Below are 16,878 nucleotides of genomic sequence, written 5' to 3'. Positions count from 1 at the left end.
CCAAAAATTGCGTGGAATGAACACAGCTTCCAATGGGCACTGGCATCAATTGCCCTGCTTCATTGGTTATAAAATCTACCAAGTCCGCAGTGAGCACTTCTTGCTGATCAGTTAAAGCATCGTACTGTTCCTTATCAATCTGGAACCACTGCTTGTTATCGATCCAGCCTTCATAGCCATCCCATTCCAAACGGATCTTACTCCATTTAGCTCGCGACTCTAACACCTTAAAGTGCTCGCCATAGAGTATTTGCGTCACCAGCTCACTGGTATCTGCCGCAGATTCTCTAACGGGAACAATACTTAAAGGGCAAAGGCCGTAATTCAAGGTCCGTATTAGTTAGGGTTAGAAATAACCATGGCTGAAGCACCTCCGCCGCCATTACAAATAGCCGCAGCACCAAGCTTTCCGTCGTTCTGTTTTAGCACACTGATCAAGGTGATCAAGATTCGAACACCGCTACATCCGAGTGGGTGTCCCAAAGAAACAGCACCTCCGTTTACGTTGACGTTGGAGTCATTTAGTCCTAAGATCTTCATATTGGCCAAGCCAACTACAGAGAATGCTTCGTTGAATTCAAAGTAATCAATAGCGTCCATACTCACATCAGCTTTAGCTAATGCCTTAGGAAGCGCTTTTGCAGGAGCTGTGGTAAACCATTTCGGTTCGTGAGCAGCATCGGCATAAGATTCAATAACGGCTAAGGGTGTTAGTCCCATAGCAGCTGCTTTTTCCACGCTCATCAAAACTACTGCGCCAGCACCATCATTAATGGTAGAGGCGTTTGCAGCAGTCACCGTACCTTCTTTGGTAAAGGCCGGTCTAAGCTGAGGTATTTTTTCCATGCGTACATTCTTGTACTCCTCATCTTCTGCAATGATTACAGGATCTCCCTTGCGTTGTGGAACAGCAACAGGAACTACTTCATCGGCAAACTTTCCAGCTTCCCAAGCTGCAGCAGAACGGGTATAGGATTGGATTGCAAATGCATCCTGATCTTCTCGACTGATTTCATACTCAGTGGCACAAAGATCTGCACAAACACCCATGGCGTTTTGATCATACGCATCAACTAAGCCGTCTTTTTGCATCCCATCAATCATGGTTTGCGGTCCAAATTTGTGCCCTTTTCTAAGCGGGAGGTAATGTGGAATATTGCTCATGCTTTCCATTCCTCCAGCGACAACAATTTCTGCATCGCCTAAAAGAATGGCCTGAGCTCCTTGCATTACCGCCTTCATTCCAGAAGCACATACTTTATTTACTGTAGTACAGGGAACGTGGTCTGAGATACCTGCCCCTAAGGCCGCTTGACGCGCTGGAGCTTGTCCAACTCCGGCTTGTACCACATTGCCCATCAATACTTCGTCTACTTGCTTCGGATCTAAATTGATCTTATCCAGAGCGCCTTTGATCGCTGCGGTTCCCAATTGGGCTGCAGTAAGCGATGATAAAGACCCCATAAAACTCCCAATGGGGGTTCTGGCCATAGATACGATAACAACTTTTTTTGTAGACATAACAGTTTTTTAGGTGTTTGATTTGTCCTGCAAAACTACAATTTTTATAAAGATTCAGCAACCAATTAACATCTGAGTCAATGCGTGTGGTTAGGCTTGGCAAATCCAATTATATCGGTATCTTTGAGTGAATTCAAGATGGCAAAATTCAATTTTAACTTTTATCGAAACCAATCCCTACTCTACAAAGCTGTACTCTTTGTAGCAGCCACAGTATTGATCATTTATTTCTTTCCCAAAGGCGGTAAATTCAAATACGATTATCAAAAGGGGCAGGTTTGGCAAGATGAGAATCTGTATGCACCTTTTGATTTTGCGATCAAAAAAGATGCTGGGGCTATTGCCTTGGAGCAAGAAGAGATCAGAAATAATATCACCCCTTATTTTGATCGGGATGCCAGCGTGGTCACGCGGGTTACCCAAAACTTTGAAAACCGTTTGTCCTCAGTTTATGTGGATTCTACAAGCACCTATCCCTTGTCGGTTTTGAGTACTTACGGAAGCTCTTTGATCAGCCAGATCTATAATCCAGGGCTCATATCCCAGACCATGCCTTATCCAGAAGATAAAATGGTTTTTATTCGTGAGGGTAATCAAGGTTCGCGTATTGCTTTTGGCCGTTTGATGCTGCTGGATAACCTAAACAATTACCTCAATGAGCAAATTACTTCCAGCGTGTATGCTGCAGATGCTGGTCAGTTGCTAAACGCCTTGTCGGGCATCTTTGAGGCCAATATCAGCTATAACAAACGCTTTACAGAAACCACTTTAGAAGAGGCCTTGGCAGGGATTTCGCCCACCAAAGGTATCGTTGAGGCCGATAGGCGAATCATAGCCAGAGGAGAGGTTGTAGAAGGGGAGAAGTATCAGATCTTGGAATCGCTCCGTATGGAATACGAGAGCCAAGTTTGGACCAAGTCCAATTACAATTGGATCGTTTTTGGCTACTCCTTATTGGTTTCATTGGCGCTGATGATGCTCTTGCTCTTTTTACGCAAGTACCGTCAGGAGATCTTTGCCAATAACACCAAGGTCACTTTTATCTTTTTCAATATAGTGCTGATGGTCCTGTTGACCACTTTGGTGGTGAAATATGACCCAAAATACGTTTATGTGGTACCACTTTGTGTGTTGCCGCTGATTCTTAAAGCCTTTTTTGATCCACGTTTGGGCTTGTTTGTTCATGTGCTTACGGTGCTGCTTTTAGGATTTATTGTGCCAAACAGTTTTGAGTATATGTTCCTGCAGATAATTGCTGGGATCGTCACTATACTTACGGTCTCAGAATTGTATAAACGTGCAAACCTCTTTATCTCTGTGGGGCAGATCACCGTCATTTATATGTTGGGTTATTTGGCATTCAACATTATTCATGAGGGTGGAATCACCAGTTTAGACGAGCTGACCTTTGGCTATTTCATTCTGGCAGGTCTGGCTACCTTGTTGTCGTATCCACTGATCTATTTTTATGAGAAGATCTTCGGATTGGTTTCTGATGTATCCCTCTTAGAGCTGAGCGATACCAATTCTAAATTGCTTAAAGAGCTCTCTAACAAAGCACCGGGTACTTTTCACCATTCGCTCAACGTAGCGAATTTGGCTGAAGCTGCTGCCAATGAGATTGGCGCTAATGCCATGTTGATTCGTGTAGGCGCCCTTTATCACGATATTGGTAAGATGGCCAATCCAACCTATTTTACAGAAAACCAGGCCACCGCTGTCAATTCTCATGATGATTTGGCGCCAGAAGAAAGTGCACGCATCATTATTGACCATGTGATCAAAGGCATTGAGATCGCTAAAAAGAACAACTTGCCGGATCGGGTGATCGATTTTATCCGTACCCACCACGGCACCAGTTTGGTCTATTATTTTTACCGCAAGGCTCAAGAGCAAAAAGGAGATGAAATGGATGACGCACCGTTTAGATATCCCGGGCCTATTCCGTTCAGCAAAGAAACAGCTATCCTTATGATGGCCGATAGCGTAGAGGCTGCTAGTAAAAGTCTAAAAGAACCGACTTACACCAAGATCGAGGCCTTTGTTGAGAGTATTATCAGCAAGCAAATGGAGCAAGGCCAGTTCTTAAATGCCAACATCACCTTTAAGGAGATTCAAACGGTAAAAAAGGTATTGAAAAAGAAGCTTTCTAATATCTACCACCTCAGGGTGGAATATCCGGAATAGCATTTACTGATTAGCCGCTTGGGCTATTTCTTCCCACATTTTATCTGCATTGATGCGGTAGCTACCCACATAGTCAAAGTTGCATTCCGTAGGGCCAATAATCGATAAGAAAGGCTGTAAGTGCTTATCGCGGTATAGGTGATAGGTTTGCCCTAACTGCGGAGTAAAGTTGAATTTAGCGTTGTAAACAAGCTGATTGCGCTCATACTGTTCGGTGAGCTCCTGGTATTGTCTGTGTATGTCTTCAAACTTAGCTTGAAAACGCTCATTGACCGTTTTAACACTGGTCAGTTTCCATCCGGAGTTATCGGCAGCAGTAATTGCCGGAGCCCCCACGTTGGTGGCATATGGTTTAAGAGCAGCGTCGTAACGCTGCTCTTCTTCATTATATACTACGTTGTCCGGTTTCTTCGCTTCCATAAGGTAAAGGTAGCAAAATCGGGTTTTAAGTGTTTATAGTCCCTGAATGTAATTCTGCAGTTCAGCGATGCGGTCAGGACTGTTGAATGCTCCGCCGTAATAAGAAGTCACGGTAGAGGAAGTATCGTCCTTAACACCGCGTGATGATACACAGAGGTGCTTGGCATCAATGATTACTGCTACATCCTTAGTATCCAATGCAGTGACCAACTCTCTTGCGATCTGGTTGGTCAAACGCTCTTGTACCTGTGGACGTTTGGCGTAATACTGCACAATTCGATTCAGCTTAGAAAGCCCAATAACTTTCCCAGAAGAGATATAGGCTACATGCGCTTTCCCAACAATAGGAACAAAGTGGTGCTCGCAGTTGGAGTAGAAGCTGATGTTCTTCTCCACCAACATCTGATTGTACTGGTATTTATTATCAAAAAGCGCAACGCGCGGTTTATTCTTAGGGTTTAGTCCGCTGAAAATCTCTTCAATATACATTTTAGCCACACGATCGGGTGTGCCTTTAAGTGAATCGTCTGTGAGATCCAGTCCCATCACATCCATGATTTGACCAAATAGATCAGCAATTTGCTCTTTTTTTTCTTCATCAGAAAGCGCAAAAGCATCCTCGCGCATAGGGGTTTCTATTCCTGTATACAGGTGATCGTCACCAATTTCTTCGGTAGAGAAGCCATTAAGTTTATGACCATTAATAAGGGTATTCAACATAATTTCTCGGTGTTTCGTAAAGGGTGATTTTTAATTCAGTATCTAAAGGCAGTTGAACTTTTAGCAACTCGTAAATCACACGTGCAATATTTTCTGCAGTTGGGTTGAGGTTGCTGAATTCTGAAACTTCCAGGTTGAGATTTTTGTGATCGAACCGGTCCAAAATTTGCTCTTTGATGAGGTCTGATAGTACTTTAGCGTCCATCACATATCCAGTCTCTGGGTCGCAGTATCCAATGACTTTTACTTCTAATTCATAATTATGACCGTGGTAGTGTGGGTTATTACACTTGCCAAAAATCGCCTGATTCTTGGCTTCACTCCAATTAGGGTTATGCAAACGGTGTGCCGCATTGAAGTGCTCCCGTCTAATAATCGCAGTTTTTAGCGCCGTAGGTCGTTCTAAGAGGGCTGAGCTGCCTAGCATTGTAGTTTTCATCAGCATTATTTTTAGTAAAGATAGTTTTTTGTTTAATCATAAGTGTTAAAGATTAAACAAAATTTATCTATAAAGCTATTGGAGATGACAATGGTCATAGAAAAACTAATGTTTCAGATCTAGCTTTGAGGTATAACCTTAGCAATTAATCCTATGAAGAAAAGAGAGCCTGTATCCAAGATCATGACACCAAATATCAAAACCGTTAACCATACCAATACCTTTTATGGCGTTAAGTCGTTGATTGAGGAAGAAAATTTCCGCCACGTGCCTGTAGTTAGTGGTAATAAGGTAGTCGGGATGCTATCTAAGACCGATTTGCAAAAGATCAGTTTTGTCAATACCATGGATGGCGAAAGCCTCACCACAGCGATGTATGATGCTTTGACCATTGAACAAGTAATGACGCGGAATGTCGAGACTGTCCAAAAAACGGATACCATTCATGAGGTGGCCCAGCGGTTGGCCAAGAATCAATTTCACGCCTTACCTGTAATGGATGGCGAGCATTTGACAGGAATTGTAACCACTACGGACCTGATCGATTATCTGGTTGAGCAGTACAACTAATTAACTGCCATAGTTGATCAGATGATAAGACCCGCTTACTGGGGGTAGGCGGGTCTATTCATTGGAACTTTTTGGGCGCCTCGAAATTGAATTTTAACAAACAAAAATCTAATGTTCTTGTCGGTGTAGGAGCCAACTTAAGTTTATCTTTTACTTTGTGTTATTCAATTTGAATTAACCAATTTAATAGGATAAATTTGAACCCATGTCTGCAGAAAGAGTACTGTTCTTCATTATTTTCTTTGGCCTGTTCAATGCTTTAATTGTCAGTATATTCTTTATACTAAGTCGGCGATCTCCAGGGTTTCTTAAATCTGTTTCGGGAGCTGTTATTTGCTTGTGTTTAGTGTTTTTACAAGACTTCTTGATCTATTTTGGTCATATTTTAAAGTTCAGGCCAGAATGGTTCATTTATTATATTCATTTGATCCTTTTTATTCCAGGATTATTTGTTGTTGCTTACAATAAGAAACTTCAAAGAACTTTAAAGGGTACCAACTACATATTTCTTTTAGGGCTAATATCCTATATACTCTTGTTTCTGATCTTATCAGGAGTATCGATTGGCCAATGGTTGAATTTATATGGAAAAGTGATCGAGCCTGGAATAGCTATTATTGCGATTGGAATTTTGTTTAGACTCAGATTGATTTGGAATAAAAACTTAATCCTCGAAAATAAGTTCGTACTAGCATTTGGAGTAATCCTGTCTATTTCATTCTTAAATAAACTATGTTGGGGACTTACGCTTGCGATTAATAGAGATTTTTGGTTTCTTAACGTAAGAACTTTCTTTTTAGTAAATCTTGTTTTCGCCAGTATTAGTGCTTATTTATTATCCGTGATGATGATAAATTACTTTTTCAAAAAGAAGCTTAAAAAAGTTCGGGTAGAAGAGAAAAGTTTTTTGGGAATAGATGAGAGTTTGATCAACCAAATAGAAACGCAGAAGCTATATTGTAATAAGGAAACGTCTTTAGAGCAGTTGGCCGCCAGTCTCAATATTAGTTCGAAGCAGCTTTCAAGCGCTATCTCTAATTATAAGGGGGTTGCCTTTAATGAATATATAAATGACCTTAGATTGAATCATTTTGTTGCTTTGCTAAGAGAAGGTAGACAACAAGAACTTACTATTCTCGCATTGGCAGAAGAATCTGGTTTCAATTCCAAAACCACTTTTAATCGCATCTTCAAAAAAAAGTTTGACTGTACCCCAAAAGAGTATATCAGCAATTTAAATTCTACAGAAAAGTAGTTCCATTTTCCGATTTTGACACCCAATTGAGGTGAAACTGTAGTGCGGATTTACCTGTCATTGTTAGGTTTGCAGCATCTAATTGTTACAACGATTACAAAGTTGGAGAAAGATTCTCGGTGTTTAAATTCTGGGTATTCTTTGTTTTTAATTATATCGTTTTATAGTATCATTTGTGAGTCTAATGAATATAAAATTTAGTAGAAAAGTTACTTTATTCTTCTCTTTTTGCACAATAGCAACATCTTATGCTCAAAAAGCGTTGATCGATAGTCTGTCCACGGCGTTTTTTAAAGATTCGACGCATATTGGTCTCGCAATCGGCATACAGCAACAAAAAGATTTGCATACCTATTACTACGGAGGCAAGTACTTGGCATCACAAACAGACCTGAGTGACAATTCCATATTTGAACTTGGGTCGGTGACCAAAGTGTACACAACCTATATATTGTCGGCATTGGAAGAGGAAGGCCTCTTAAAAGGATCTGACCTTTTGGTAGATTATTTACCAAAGACTTTTAAGAATAAAGATGTTCTTTCTGCAATCACTCTTGATAATCTTGCGACCCATACCTCGGGTATACCAATTACTGCTTGGGATGACTGGGCATTACTACAAAACGAACCGACATTTAACGAAAACAATCCCTTTGATCTTCTGACCAAAGAGTTCTTGTTCACTAAACTAGAACAACTAGATTCTTTAAAAGACTATGGCGCTCCAAAGTATTCCAATTTTGGCTTTGGACTTTTAACGGTCATCTTAGAATCTGCAAGCGGTCTCAACTATGCCGATCTAGTCGAAAAGTACGTTGAGCAACCATTAGCACTACAATCAACCTTTGTCAGTGTACCTCAAAACAGACTTCACGATATCGCCCTGCCTCGAAAGAACAGTGCGCAGGTTCCTTTGATAGCTCTGGCAGATTCTGAAGGAACAGGTGCTCTAAAATCTTCTGTGATGGATGTTTTAAAATTTCTATCTGCCTTAAACGATCCCCAGCATGAAAAGCTTAGAAAAATTGCTTGCAAGGCCCTTAGAAAACCGTTTGATTCAGAGCCCTTGAGTGCGCTTGGATTGGGTTGGGGATTATTCAATATCGGTAATGATCTTGTCTATTGGAAGAACGGTGGCACTTACGGCAGCGGCAGTATCGTAATTATGTGCCCTGAAAAGCAAATATCAGTGGTACTGTTAACTAATAGTGACAGCACGGATATCATACAATCCTATGCTGTTGCCATTATTTCAACACTGTTAAATCAATAGGTTCTGTGCCTGTAAAGTCTGTCATGGAAAGTCTTGAATTTACCCAAAACTCTAGTCATGTCCAATCTAGAGAAGCAATCTAGATACGTTTTCAGTCAAATTAAATAGTGTAATTATGGTTTGTATAAACCAGTAAAATAAAAAGGTATTATGTGCAGCAAAATTTTTAGGGGTATTGGCCTCGTCATTATTATTGGTTTAAGCCTGTGGAGTTGTTCTTCGGTCAATTCTATAGTTACTATTCCGGCCAATCAACAATTTATTTTAGGGGAATTAGAAAACAGCCAATTCAACGCAGATCTGGAAAACCTTTCCGCAGAAAAGGTCGAATTGCTGCTAGTTGATAACCAGACAGAGCAAATAGAAAATAAAATTCAATTGAATGGTGGTGAAAAGCGAATTATTCAAGTATCAATCAATCAAAAAGCGATCATCAAAAATAATTCTGATAAAAGAGTTAAAATAAAAACCAAGTTAAACAAGTCTGTTGAAGGCATGCGCTATGAAGTTAATGGCGTTGATCAAAAAATGCTTCTCAAAGACAGTCTAGTTCAAGATGTAGCTTTGTATAAAAGAGCTTTGGAGGGTTTACATCCAGGTTTGTTAAGGTATAATACGGCTCAAAATATAGATAAGGAATTTGACCGTTTTCTCAATGACCTGCCGGTGCGTATTACAGAGGCTGACTTCTTTGTCCGATTATCAAAGTTGACTGCTAAAATTAAGTGTGGTCATACCTATTTGAATCCTTGGAACATGGACGCTGCTATGAGGGAGCGCCTATTCTCGGGTAATATCTATCTGCCTTTGGGTATAAAGGTGATTGATGGTCAATTTTATGTTGTTGAGAATGTCTCTGAAAACGACGCAATAGAACAGGGTGCTGAAATAAAAAGCATCAATGGAATCTCTGCACTAGAGATATATGAGAAGTTGAAAAGCATTTCCAAAACAGATGGCAGCAATACCAATTCTGTAGATCACTATTTATCCTTGGATAATTTTCAAAATTCCCAGTGGGAGGCTTTTGACATATACTTTTCGCTTTTGTATCCTATACAGGATGGGAAAGTTGTGATTAAATATTCAAATTACAATAAATCACAAACTGAGACTGCGACAATAACCACGCTAAATAAAAAAGAGCGAGAGCGCAGAATTATTGATACTTATGGCAAGGATCACTTAGAGAATAAACAATGGACCCTGCAGATAATGAATGATGATCTGGCAATTATGAAGATTGGAACATTCGCAATATGGGAATTCAAAGGTTTCGATCATAAGAGATGGTTGGACCAAAAGTTTGAAGAGTTGAAAAGCAAGGGGATTGAAAATCTCGTTATAGATATTCGCGGTAATGGTGGGGGATTGACCGAGCCTGCAAACGAATTGATAAGTTATATGATAACGGACAATCTACTGTGTAATAGGGAGAAAAAGGTGCTTGTAAAGACCGTAAAATACGATGAGCAAGTTTTGCCTCATATTACTCCAAAGATCGATTTTTTGGTGGCGGGATTGCCGGGAGAGTACTATTCCGCAGAAGATAATGGATTGTATAAGCTTTTGGTAGGTGATGATTGTACCGATATTTCTCCAAAGGAAAATGCATTTAAGGGTAACGTATACATTTTTGGCAATGGCACCAATGTTTCAGCCACCTATACACTTTTAGATAAGGCAAAAGAAAACAGCTTTGCCACCTACGTCGGCGAGGCGTCCGGCGGGAATCTACAAGGAATTAATGGCGGGGAGTATGCGTTCTTTACCATGCCTTATTCAAAAATGGAGATCGATATTCCGTTGAAATTCTTTTCACCCGGTATTGAACGCTCGGATTCCGGTGTCACTCCTGACGTTGAAATACGTATAGATCAAGAAGACATCTTTCTAAATAGAGATCCTTATTTGAACTACGTAATTAAAGATATTGAGAACAAAAATTAATGCCAAACGGATGCTTTTGCTTATTGACAATGAAGTAAAAACTAAATAATACTCCCTGAACCAACTGAGGATTCCGATTTTTTAGATTTATCTGCAAATCCCAGATGATATGAAATAATTCTCAGTTAAAAACCACACTTCCGGAGTGTGGTTTTCTTTTTGATGTGATCGCTAGGATTGTTTCGTGTTCCTTTACATCACACCAGAAAATGCAAACCGTTTACGGTCATGGAGTGATTTGCGCAGCAAATTTTATCGAGATGACATTGAGGATTACTCGGCTTCGCCTCGTGATCCTTTGCCATCACACCAGAAAATGCAAGGGTTTGCGCTTTAAGTGATCGCGAACAGGCTAGTGAACGATATTTTGCTTGCAAAATCAATTGTCCGGTGGACAATTGAGTCAGCTACACCGCGGTAGCGGCCTGTGACCGGATGCTTTCTTTTTTAAGGATTACTCCGTGATCCTTTGCAATCCCACCAGAAAATGCAAACCGTTTACGGTCATCGAGTGATTTGCGCAGCAAATTGTATCGAGATGACATTGAGGATTACTCGGCTTCGCCTCGTGATCCTGCAACGCTCCGCGTAAACAAAAGGATTGCTTCACGTTGTTCAGCATCCTGCAACGCTCCGCGTAAACAAAAGGATTGCTTCACGTTGTTCAGCATCCTGCAACGCTCCGCGTTGAAAATCCCACAAACAAAAAAACGCTCAAGCGTGGCTTGGCGTTTTTTCTTATCGTGTGATTTATTCGTGATCGCGACAGGATTCGAACCTGTGACCGTCTGCTTAGAAGGCAGATGCTCTATCCAGCTGAGCTACGCGACCGGATAACTAGGGCGCAAATATACAATTTACGAATATTTTACCGCATATGCTTGGTGGAAATTTTGAAAAGGATGCTGACTAATTTTTAGAAGCCCTGAGTGCCTCCGGAAATTCACAAAGTCAAATAATTTTCGTAACTTAAAGATGTTAACCGCTTCATTATCAACTAATACGACATTATGAAAAAACTAACTATCTTTTTTGCCACAGCCTTGTGCGGCCTAGTTTTTATGTCTACGCGCAACAACAATGACACAGATCTTGAAAATTCACTACGCGGCGTTTGGGAACTCAAGCACCAAAACATGTATGAAAATGATTTGGTCACAGACACCATTTACAACTTAAACGGATATAGGCAGGTAAAGGTCTACAGTAAAGGCCACGTTATGTGGACCCGTTATGATGCAACGGATTCCAACGATTGGTTTGGCTACGGAACTTATGAAGTTAAAGACGGCATGCTCATCGAGTATATTGAATACGGATCCAAAGAAATGATGAAGGCTTTAGATACCATTCGCGAGTTTAGATTCCGCTTAGAAATGGACGATGATACCTATAGCCAGATCGCCTTTGACGATCAAGGAAACCTGACCTTTTCTGAAAATTATGTAAAGATCGAGTAGGGTGTTCTGCCTCAGGGCTTGTATCTTCGTAAAGCTCCCCGTAACTAATAACCAAAACCTGTTTGCTTATGGGTGCTACCACGATTGATGCTGTTATACACGAGTTACAAGATATAGTCGATACAGCTATTGCCCAAGAAGATACTCTAGGATATTTCGCCGCCCTTTACCTTAAAGTGACCCAGCGGGTCAAAGAAAAGATCGATGCCGGTTTTTTTGATGACAACCCGAGAATGGAACGCTTGGACGTGGTCTTTGCCAATCGATATATAGAGGCTTATCAGCAATACAAAAACGGAGAAAAGCCAACGAATTCATGGCAAGTAGCCTTCGATGCAACCGTAGACAATAAGATCATTGTCTTACAACATCTGTTGGCAGGCATGAATGCGCATATCAATCTGGACTTAGGCATAGCAGCCGCTCAAATCACTGATCCAGCAAATATTGCAAGCCTAGAAAATGATTTCAACAAAATCAATGAAGTACTGGGAGAACTGCTCACAGAGGTACAGGACAGCTTAGCGCGTATCTGGCCAACGCTACTTTGGATACTGCGTAAAACCAAGAACGTTGATGACTTTTTGGTTAATTTCAGTATGTCTGTAGCGCGAGAAGGGGCTTGGAAATACGCCAATGAAATGGTCGTTCTTCAAGGAGCTGCTTGGGATCAAGAAATAGTGGCTCGTGATCTTAAAATCGAAAAATTAGGTCGCAGCATTGTACGTCCTGGAAGAATAGAGCGCTTTATTTTTTGGATCATTAGGATCAGCGAGCGCGGGTCTGTCAACTCAAAAATTAAAGAACTTCTGGACTAAAGTGATGTCGGTTAACCATTTCTTTATGCAAAGTTCAATTGTATTATTGGTTTCTTTGATTGAACTGTAATACCTTAGGTTCCAAATACCATCAATTTCTATTCTATGACCATCAAATACTACCTCTTTGCAATTGTTTTATCTATATCTTCTTTAACCGCTCTAAGGGCGCAACACCACCATGAAGGTCTACATCACTGGGAAATTCCGAGCAAAGACCCAGATCGAATCATACTGACCTTCAGCGGCGATCCAGCTACCTCAAGAGCAGTAACTTGGAGAACAGATACAACAGTAGTAAACGCCAAGGTACAGATAGCAAAAGCTACCGTTAATGCTAAATTTGTGGCAGCTGCACAAACCCTTGAGGCAAAATCAGAGGTCTTTGATCTGGGTCTTTACAAAGGCAATAATTCACTACGAGTTCATTATCACAGTGCCGAGTTTAACGATCTGGAACCCGATCAATTATATGTCTATCGCGTGGGAGACGGGGAAGCGCATTGGTCAGAATGGATTCAATTCAGAACTGCTAAGTCAAATTATGCGCCTACGCAGTTTGTTTATTTTGGCGATGCGCAGAACGAGGTTTTAGACCACTGGTCTCGGGTAATAAGAAGAGCCTATCAAACAGCGCCAGATGCGTCATTTGTGATCCATGCCGGAGATTTGATCAACAGTTCCCACCGCGATTCAGAATGGGCGGAATGGTATAAGGCGGGAGGTTTTATTCACAGTCAATGGACGGCAATTCCCGTAGTTGGAAACCATGAATTTTATCCCTTGGCCAAAGGCGGTCCCAGACAACTCTCCATTCAATGGAGGCCACAATTCAGCTTACCAGTAATAGAAGAATTACCCGCAGAGTTACACGAAACGGTGTATACGGTAGACTATCAGGATATTCGAATTATAGTCCTGAACTCCAATGATCAACTAGAAGCCCAAACGACGTACATTGAAAAGCAGCTCGCCAGCTCTACGGCCAAATGGAATATTATCACTTGCCATCATTCTGTGTTTTCTCCTGCAAAAGGACGTGACTTTCAGTTTGCCAGAGAGAATTGGAAGCCGCTCTTTGAAAAGTACAATGTGGATTTGGTCCTCAATGGTCACGATCATACTTATGCCCGAGGTCATGTTCCTGTTCGATCCGCAGATACTAGTGATTCCGATGGACTAGGAACAGTTTATGTAACCTCTGTAAGCGGCCCTAAGCAATACCAGTTGGATAAAGAACAGATTAAGGCATATGCGGCAGACGGCTATCAGCCTGACAATTCCGCAGAACAAACACAATTCTATCAGGTCATAACCATTGAAGACAATACCTTGACTTATATAGCCTACACGGTTCTAGGTGATGAGTACGATCGGGCGGTGATCACGAAAGACTTTGACTCCGGAGCAAAAACACTACAGGATTAAGCGCTCCTTTATACGGTCTGTGCAGCTCGTCTTAATTGAGCAATACGCCATTCGATAAAGATTATGTTGGGCACCCAGCACAGAAAGGACAGTTAGGATTATTAATCATCAAAAGCAATTCCCATCGCAGCTCCCGATCCCAGGTAGATTCTAAAGGTCACAAAGGCAAAACAAAAGGCATAGCTGCGCATCATCCAGCGTTTGTGGGCATTGATATCTTTCTTTTTAATACTCCTGTAGCCGATCACGGTTGTCAATACTCAACCAATCGCCAAGCAAATAAATCCTGCTTTAGAATACCAAGTCCCTGTGGCATAGAAACCAGCCACGAATCCGGCCAATCCACTGGGAATAACGGTAAGCACATAAATTTTGCCCAAGGTTCTGTGAAGTTTTAAACGCGTGTGTTGCAAGGATTCAAAGAACTGTGTACTCCCTGCAATGATAGCAACAGCGCCAAGTAGAACGTGGGTCAGAAACATGGGAACGTACCAAGAGGTTTGTAGTAGCGCTTCCGGTTTGGTGGTAAAAAGCCCTTGTGCCCCTTTTAAAAAAGCAAAAACGAACGGATAGACTCCGGTCCCAATCGACAGTAAGGCCATAATTATCAAGTCAATACGGATGGTTCTGGATTGTGTAGTCATTGTTTAGGTAGTAGAAGGTGGAAGTTAGTAAAATTTAATTCGAACTAGAATGGAGCGGCCCGTAGTAATCAGTTCATCGAAAATAATGGGCTAAACCTCAAATATTCAGGGGCTTTAATTAACTTTAAGGAGCCTTGGGAAAAATTCTTCACCGCTATTGAGTGGTTGCTGAAGATCCTCGGGCCATCAACAACTATCAATCAGAAACAATTAAAATCATGAAAACCAATTATTTTGGATTACTACTGTTAATCCTAGTCTTCTCCTGTAAACAAGAACCAGAAATAGCCCAGCGCGAAGTTGGCGCTTATACCATAGAGCAGTTTATGGATAACGAAGCTGTGGGCGGCGGAAGCTTCTCCACAGACAACAGCAAACTGCTGGTATCTAGTAATCGCACGGGTATTTACAATGTGTATACGGTACCTGCAACGGGTGGGGAAATGACCGCAATAACGCAGTCTGACAGTACTTCTTATTTTGCGAATTCCTTCTTCCCGCAAGACGATAGAATGCTTTTGAGCGCAGACGGTAATGGAGATGAGATCGATCACCTCTACGTGCGTGAGTTGGATGGAAGCATTAAGGACATTACCCCAGATGAGGGCGCTAAAGCCGATTTTTACGGCTGGTCAGAAGATGATCAACACCTTTATTACGGCTCTAACAAAAGAGATCCTCGCTTTTTTGACGTGTACAAAATGTCTATTGCAGATTACAGCTCGGAGCTTTTGTACCAAAACAATGATGGGATGGACTTTACGGGGATGTCTGGCGATGAGAATTTCTTTGCCTTATCCAAAACAGTCAACACCAATGACAGCGACCTCTTCTTGTATGAGGCTGCTACAGGGAACCTGACCAAAATCAACGGCATGCTCAGCGGGAATTCAGCGCAAGATTTTTCCAAAGACAACAGCACATTCTACTACACCACAGATCACGGTTCTGAATTCTCTTATTTAATGGCCTATGATCTGCAGACGCAAGAAAAGACCAAGGTAGTAGAAAAGTCGTGGGATATACTTGGCAGCGGATTCACCTCCCAAGGAAGTTATATGGTGGTCTATGTCAATGAAGATGGTAAGAACGCCATTGAAGTGATTGACACCGAAACCAATACGCCCATTGCACTTCCAGATTTTGAAGGCAAGAACATCACTAGCGTAAGTTTTAGTGATGACGAATCCTGGATGCGCATGTATGTAGGCGGATCGAATGCACCATCTGACCTTTACACCTATAACCTAGAATCCAAAGATCAGCATAGAATTACTAACGTATTGCACCCGGAAATCAATCCAGAAGATCTGGTAACGGCCAAAGTGGTGCGTTATAAATCCTTTGATGGCATTGAGATTCCTGCGATCTATTATTTGCCGCATCAAGCATCCGCAGAAAACAAAGTGCCTGCAATGGTATGGGTGCACGGAGGTCCAGGAGGGCAGACACGTCAGAATTTCAGTTCTTTAATTCAGTATATGGTCAATAACGGATATGCTGTGTTGGCCGTAAATAACCGCGGAAGTAGTGGTTACGGAAAGACCTTCTACCAAATGGATGACCTCAATCACGGTGAGAAAGACCTGCAAGACTGCGTGGAAGGAAAGAACTGGTTGGTCACTCAACCGGAGATCGATGCAGAGAACATTGGAATCATTGGCGGTTCTTACGGAGGCTATATGACCATGGCGGCCTTGACCTATACGCCAGAGGAGTTTGACGTAGGAGTGAACCTTTTTGGAGTAACCAACTGGATGCGTACCCTAAAGAGTATTCCGCCGTATTGGGAGTCCTTTAGAGATGCGCTTTACAAAGAGTTGGGTGATCCGTATTCAGCAGATTCCGTACGTCTCAAGCGTATTTCCCCGCTATTCCACACAGACAAAGTAACCAAGCCGCTCATTGTATTGCAAGGCGCTCAGGACCCTCGTGTGTTACAGGTAGAGTCAGACGAGATCGTTGAAGGCGTTCGTGAGAACGGTGTGCCAGTAGAGTATGTTTTGTTTGAAGATGAAGGCCACGGCTTTATCAAAAAAGAGAACCAGATCAAGGCTTACAGCAGCATTATTGATTTCTTGGATTTCCACCTGAAAGGGGAGGGACTCAACGAGATCAAAGATTAAATTTAATTAGCGACCCAAAAGACGGTCATGGTCGGTATTGCACTGCCCGTGACCGTTTTTTTATTTC

General features: G+C 41.7%; 14 protein-coding genes, 1 tRNA gene and 1 pseudogene. 9 read left to right on the top strand and 7 right to left on the bottom strand.

Features of this window, described 5'->3' with window-relative positions; translation table 11 throughout:
- A partial coding sequence (locus tag HRT75_RS08785) for an SH3 domain-containing protein (protein WP_291185323.1) occupies window positions 1-328 on the bottom strand: 328 nt, incomplete at its 3' end.
- 8 nt (window positions 329-336) lie between these two features.
- A complete protein-coding gene (locus HRT75_RS08780; protein ID WP_291185320.1) occupies window positions 337-1,521 on the bottom strand; it encodes an acetyl-CoA C-acyltransferase in 1,185 nt (394 codons plus the stop codon).
- Between the two features lie 138 nt (window positions 1,522-1,659).
- Between HRT75_RS08780 and HRT75_RS08775 the strand changes: the two genes are divergently transcribed.
- Complete coding sequence (locus HRT75_RS08775; protein ID WP_291185349.1) at window positions 1,660-3,708, top strand: HDIG domain-containing metalloprotein; 2,049 nt, start codon at window positions 1,660-1,662, stop codon at window positions 3,706-3,708.
- Window positions 3,709-3,711: 3 nt separating this feature from the next.
- On the opposite strand, the gene HRT75_RS08770 is transcribed toward HRT75_RS08775, so the two are convergent.
- Genes HRT75_RS08770 through HRT75_RS08760 form a run of 3 tightly spaced genes read right to left on the bottom strand, consistent with a single transcriptional unit; the run spans window position 3,712 to window position 5,287 of the window.
- Entirely contained in the window at window positions 3,712-4,128 is a 417-nt protein-coding gene (locus tag HRT75_RS08770) for a DUF2452 domain-containing protein (RefSeq protein ID WP_291185317.1), read from the bottom strand.
- Between the two features lie 33 nt (window positions 4,129-4,161).
- Complete coding sequence (gene folE / locus HRT75_RS08765) at window positions 4,162-4,848, bottom strand: GTP cyclohydrolase I FolE (protein ID WP_291185315.1); 687 nt, start codon at window positions 4,846-4,848, stop codon at window positions 4,162-4,164.
- Window positions 4,829-5,287 carry a 6-carboxytetrahydropterin synthase gene (locus tag HRT75_RS08760; protein ID WP_291185311.1) on the bottom strand — a complete coding sequence of 153 codons (459 nt, stop codon included), beginning with the start codon at window positions 5,285-5,287 and terminating at the stop codon, window positions 4,829-4,831. Before HRT75_RS08760 ends, folE begins: the two co-directional genes overlap by 20 nt.
- Window positions 5,288-5,440: 153 nt before the next feature.
- Between HRT75_RS08760 and HRT75_RS08755 the strand changes: the two genes are divergently transcribed.
- The 4 genes from HRT75_RS08755 to HRT75_RS08740 all read left to right on the top strand — a co-directional run bounded on the left by HRT75_RS08755 (window position 5,441) and on the right by HRT75_RS08740 (window position 10,335).
- Entirely contained in the window at window positions 5,441-5,857 is a 417-nt protein-coding gene (locus HRT75_RS08755; RefSeq protein ID WP_291185308.1) for a CBS domain-containing protein, read from the top strand.
- Between the two features lie 205 nt (window positions 5,858-6,062).
- A complete protein-coding gene (locus HRT75_RS08750; protein ID WP_291185305.1) occupies window positions 6,063-7,112 on the top strand; it encodes a helix-turn-helix transcriptional regulator in 1,050 nt (349 codons plus the stop codon).
- A gap of 184 nt (window positions 7,113-7,296) precedes the next feature.
- The gene (locus tag HRT75_RS08745; protein WP_291185302.1) at window positions 7,297-8,385 is read left to right on the top strand and encodes a serine hydrolase domain-containing protein; all 1,089 of its coding nucleotides are present in this window, start codon (window positions 7,297-7,299) and stop codon (window positions 8,383-8,385) included.
- 150 nt (window positions 8,386-8,535) lie between these two features.
- The gene (locus HRT75_RS08740) at window positions 8,536-10,335 is read left to right on the top strand and encodes a S41 family peptidase (protein WP_291185299.1); all 1,800 of its coding nucleotides are present in this window, start codon (window positions 8,536-8,538) and stop codon (window positions 10,333-10,335) included.
- 757 nt (window positions 10,336-11,092) lie between these two features.
- On the opposite strand, the gene HRT75_RS08735 is transcribed toward HRT75_RS08740, so the two are convergent.
- Window positions 11,093-11,166 (bottom strand) — tRNA-Arg (locus tag HRT75_RS08735).
- 179 nt (window positions 11,167-11,345) lie between these two features.
- On the opposite strand from HRT75_RS08735, the gene HRT75_RS08730 reads away from it, so the two are divergent.
- The 3 genes from HRT75_RS08730 to HRT75_RS08720 all read left to right on the top strand — a co-directional run bounded on the left by HRT75_RS08730 (window position 11,346) and on the right by HRT75_RS08720 (window position 14,041).
- On the top strand, window positions 11,346-11,795 hold the full coding sequence (locus HRT75_RS08730; RefSeq protein ID WP_291185296.1) for a hypothetical protein: 450 nt from the start codon (window positions 11,346-11,348) through the stop codon (window positions 11,793-11,795).
- Window positions 11,796-11,863: 68 nt separating this feature from the next.
- Window positions 11,864-12,613, top strand: coding sequence for a DUF5995 family protein (locus HRT75_RS08725; protein WP_291185293.1), 750 nt, complete (start codon window positions 11,864-11,866; stop codon window positions 12,611-12,613).
- Between the two features lie 105 nt (window positions 12,614-12,718).
- Complete coding sequence (locus HRT75_RS08720; protein WP_291185291.1) at window positions 12,719-14,041, top strand: metallophosphoesterase family protein; 1,323 nt, start codon at window positions 12,719-12,721, stop codon at window positions 14,039-14,041.
- A 101-nt stretch (window positions 14,042-14,142) separates the two neighbouring features.
- On the opposite strand, the pseudogene HRT75_RS08715 reads toward HRT75_RS08720, so the two are convergent.
- A pseudogene (locus tag HRT75_RS08715) lies at window positions 14,143-14,523 on the bottom strand (DUF2306 domain-containing protein).
- Window positions 14,524-14,903: 380 nt separating this feature from the next.
- Between HRT75_RS08715 and HRT75_RS08710 the strand changes: the two are divergent.
- A complete protein-coding gene (locus HRT75_RS08710) occupies window positions 14,904-16,811 on the top strand; it encodes a prolyl oligopeptidase family serine peptidase (RefSeq protein ID WP_291185289.1) in 1,908 nt (635 codons plus the stop codon).
- The last annotated feature ends 67 nt before the right edge of the window (window positions 16,812-16,878 follow it).

It is taken from the genome of Gilvibacter sp. (genome assembly GCF_013214815.1).
GTDB lineage: Bacteria > Bacteroidota > Bacteroidia > Flavobacteriales > Flavobacteriaceae > Gilvibacter.
The sequence above is the reverse complement of the archived record's forward strand: the minus strand, read 5'-3'. Positions and strand labels throughout refer to the sequence as shown.

Coding starts and splice junctions, on each gene's coding strand:
- HRT75_RS08780 (WP_291185320.1), bottom strand. CDS start 1,521: ATGTCTACAAAAAAAGTTGTTATCGTATCTATGGCCAGAACCCCCATT.
- HRT75_RS08775 (WP_291185349.1), top strand. CDS start 1,660: ATGGCAAAATTCAATTTTAACTTTTATCGAAACCAATCCCTACTCTAC.
- HRT75_RS08770 (WP_291185317.1), bottom strand. CDS start 4,128: ATGGAAGCGAAGAAACCGGACAACGTAGTATATAATGAAGAAGAGCAG.
- folE (WP_291185315.1), bottom strand. CDS start 4,848: ATGTTGAATACCCTTATTAATGGTCATAAACTTAATGGCTTCTCTACC.
- HRT75_RS08760 (WP_291185311.1), bottom strand. CDS start 5,287: ATGAAAACTACAATGCTAGGCAGCTCAGCCCTCTTAGAACGACCTACG.
- HRT75_RS08755 (WP_291185308.1), top strand. CDS start 5,441: ATGAAGAAAAGAGAGCCTGTATCCAAGATCATGACACCAAATATCAAA.
- HRT75_RS08750 (WP_291185305.1), top strand. CDS start 6,063: ATGTCTGCAGAAAGAGTACTGTTCTTCATTATTTTCTTTGGCCTGTTC.
- HRT75_RS08745 (WP_291185302.1), top strand. CDS start 7,297: ATGAATATAAAATTTAGTAGAAAAGTTACTTTATTCTTCTCTTTTTGC.
- HRT75_RS08740 (WP_291185299.1), top strand. CDS start 8,536: ATGTGCAGCAAAATTTTTAGGGGTATTGGCCTCGTCATTATTATTGGT.
- HRT75_RS08730 (WP_291185296.1), top strand. CDS start 11,346: ATGAAAAAACTAACTATCTTTTTTGCCACAGCCTTGTGCGGCCTAGTT.
- HRT75_RS08725 (WP_291185293.1), top strand. CDS start 11,864: ATGGGTGCTACCACGATTGATGCTGTTATACACGAGTTACAAGATATA.
- HRT75_RS08720 (WP_291185291.1), top strand. CDS start 12,719: ATGACCATCAAATACTACCTCTTTGCAATTGTTTTATCTATATCTTCT.
- HRT75_RS08710 (WP_291185289.1), top strand. CDS start 14,904: ATGAAAACCAATTATTTTGGATTACTACTGTTAATCCTAGTCTTCTCC.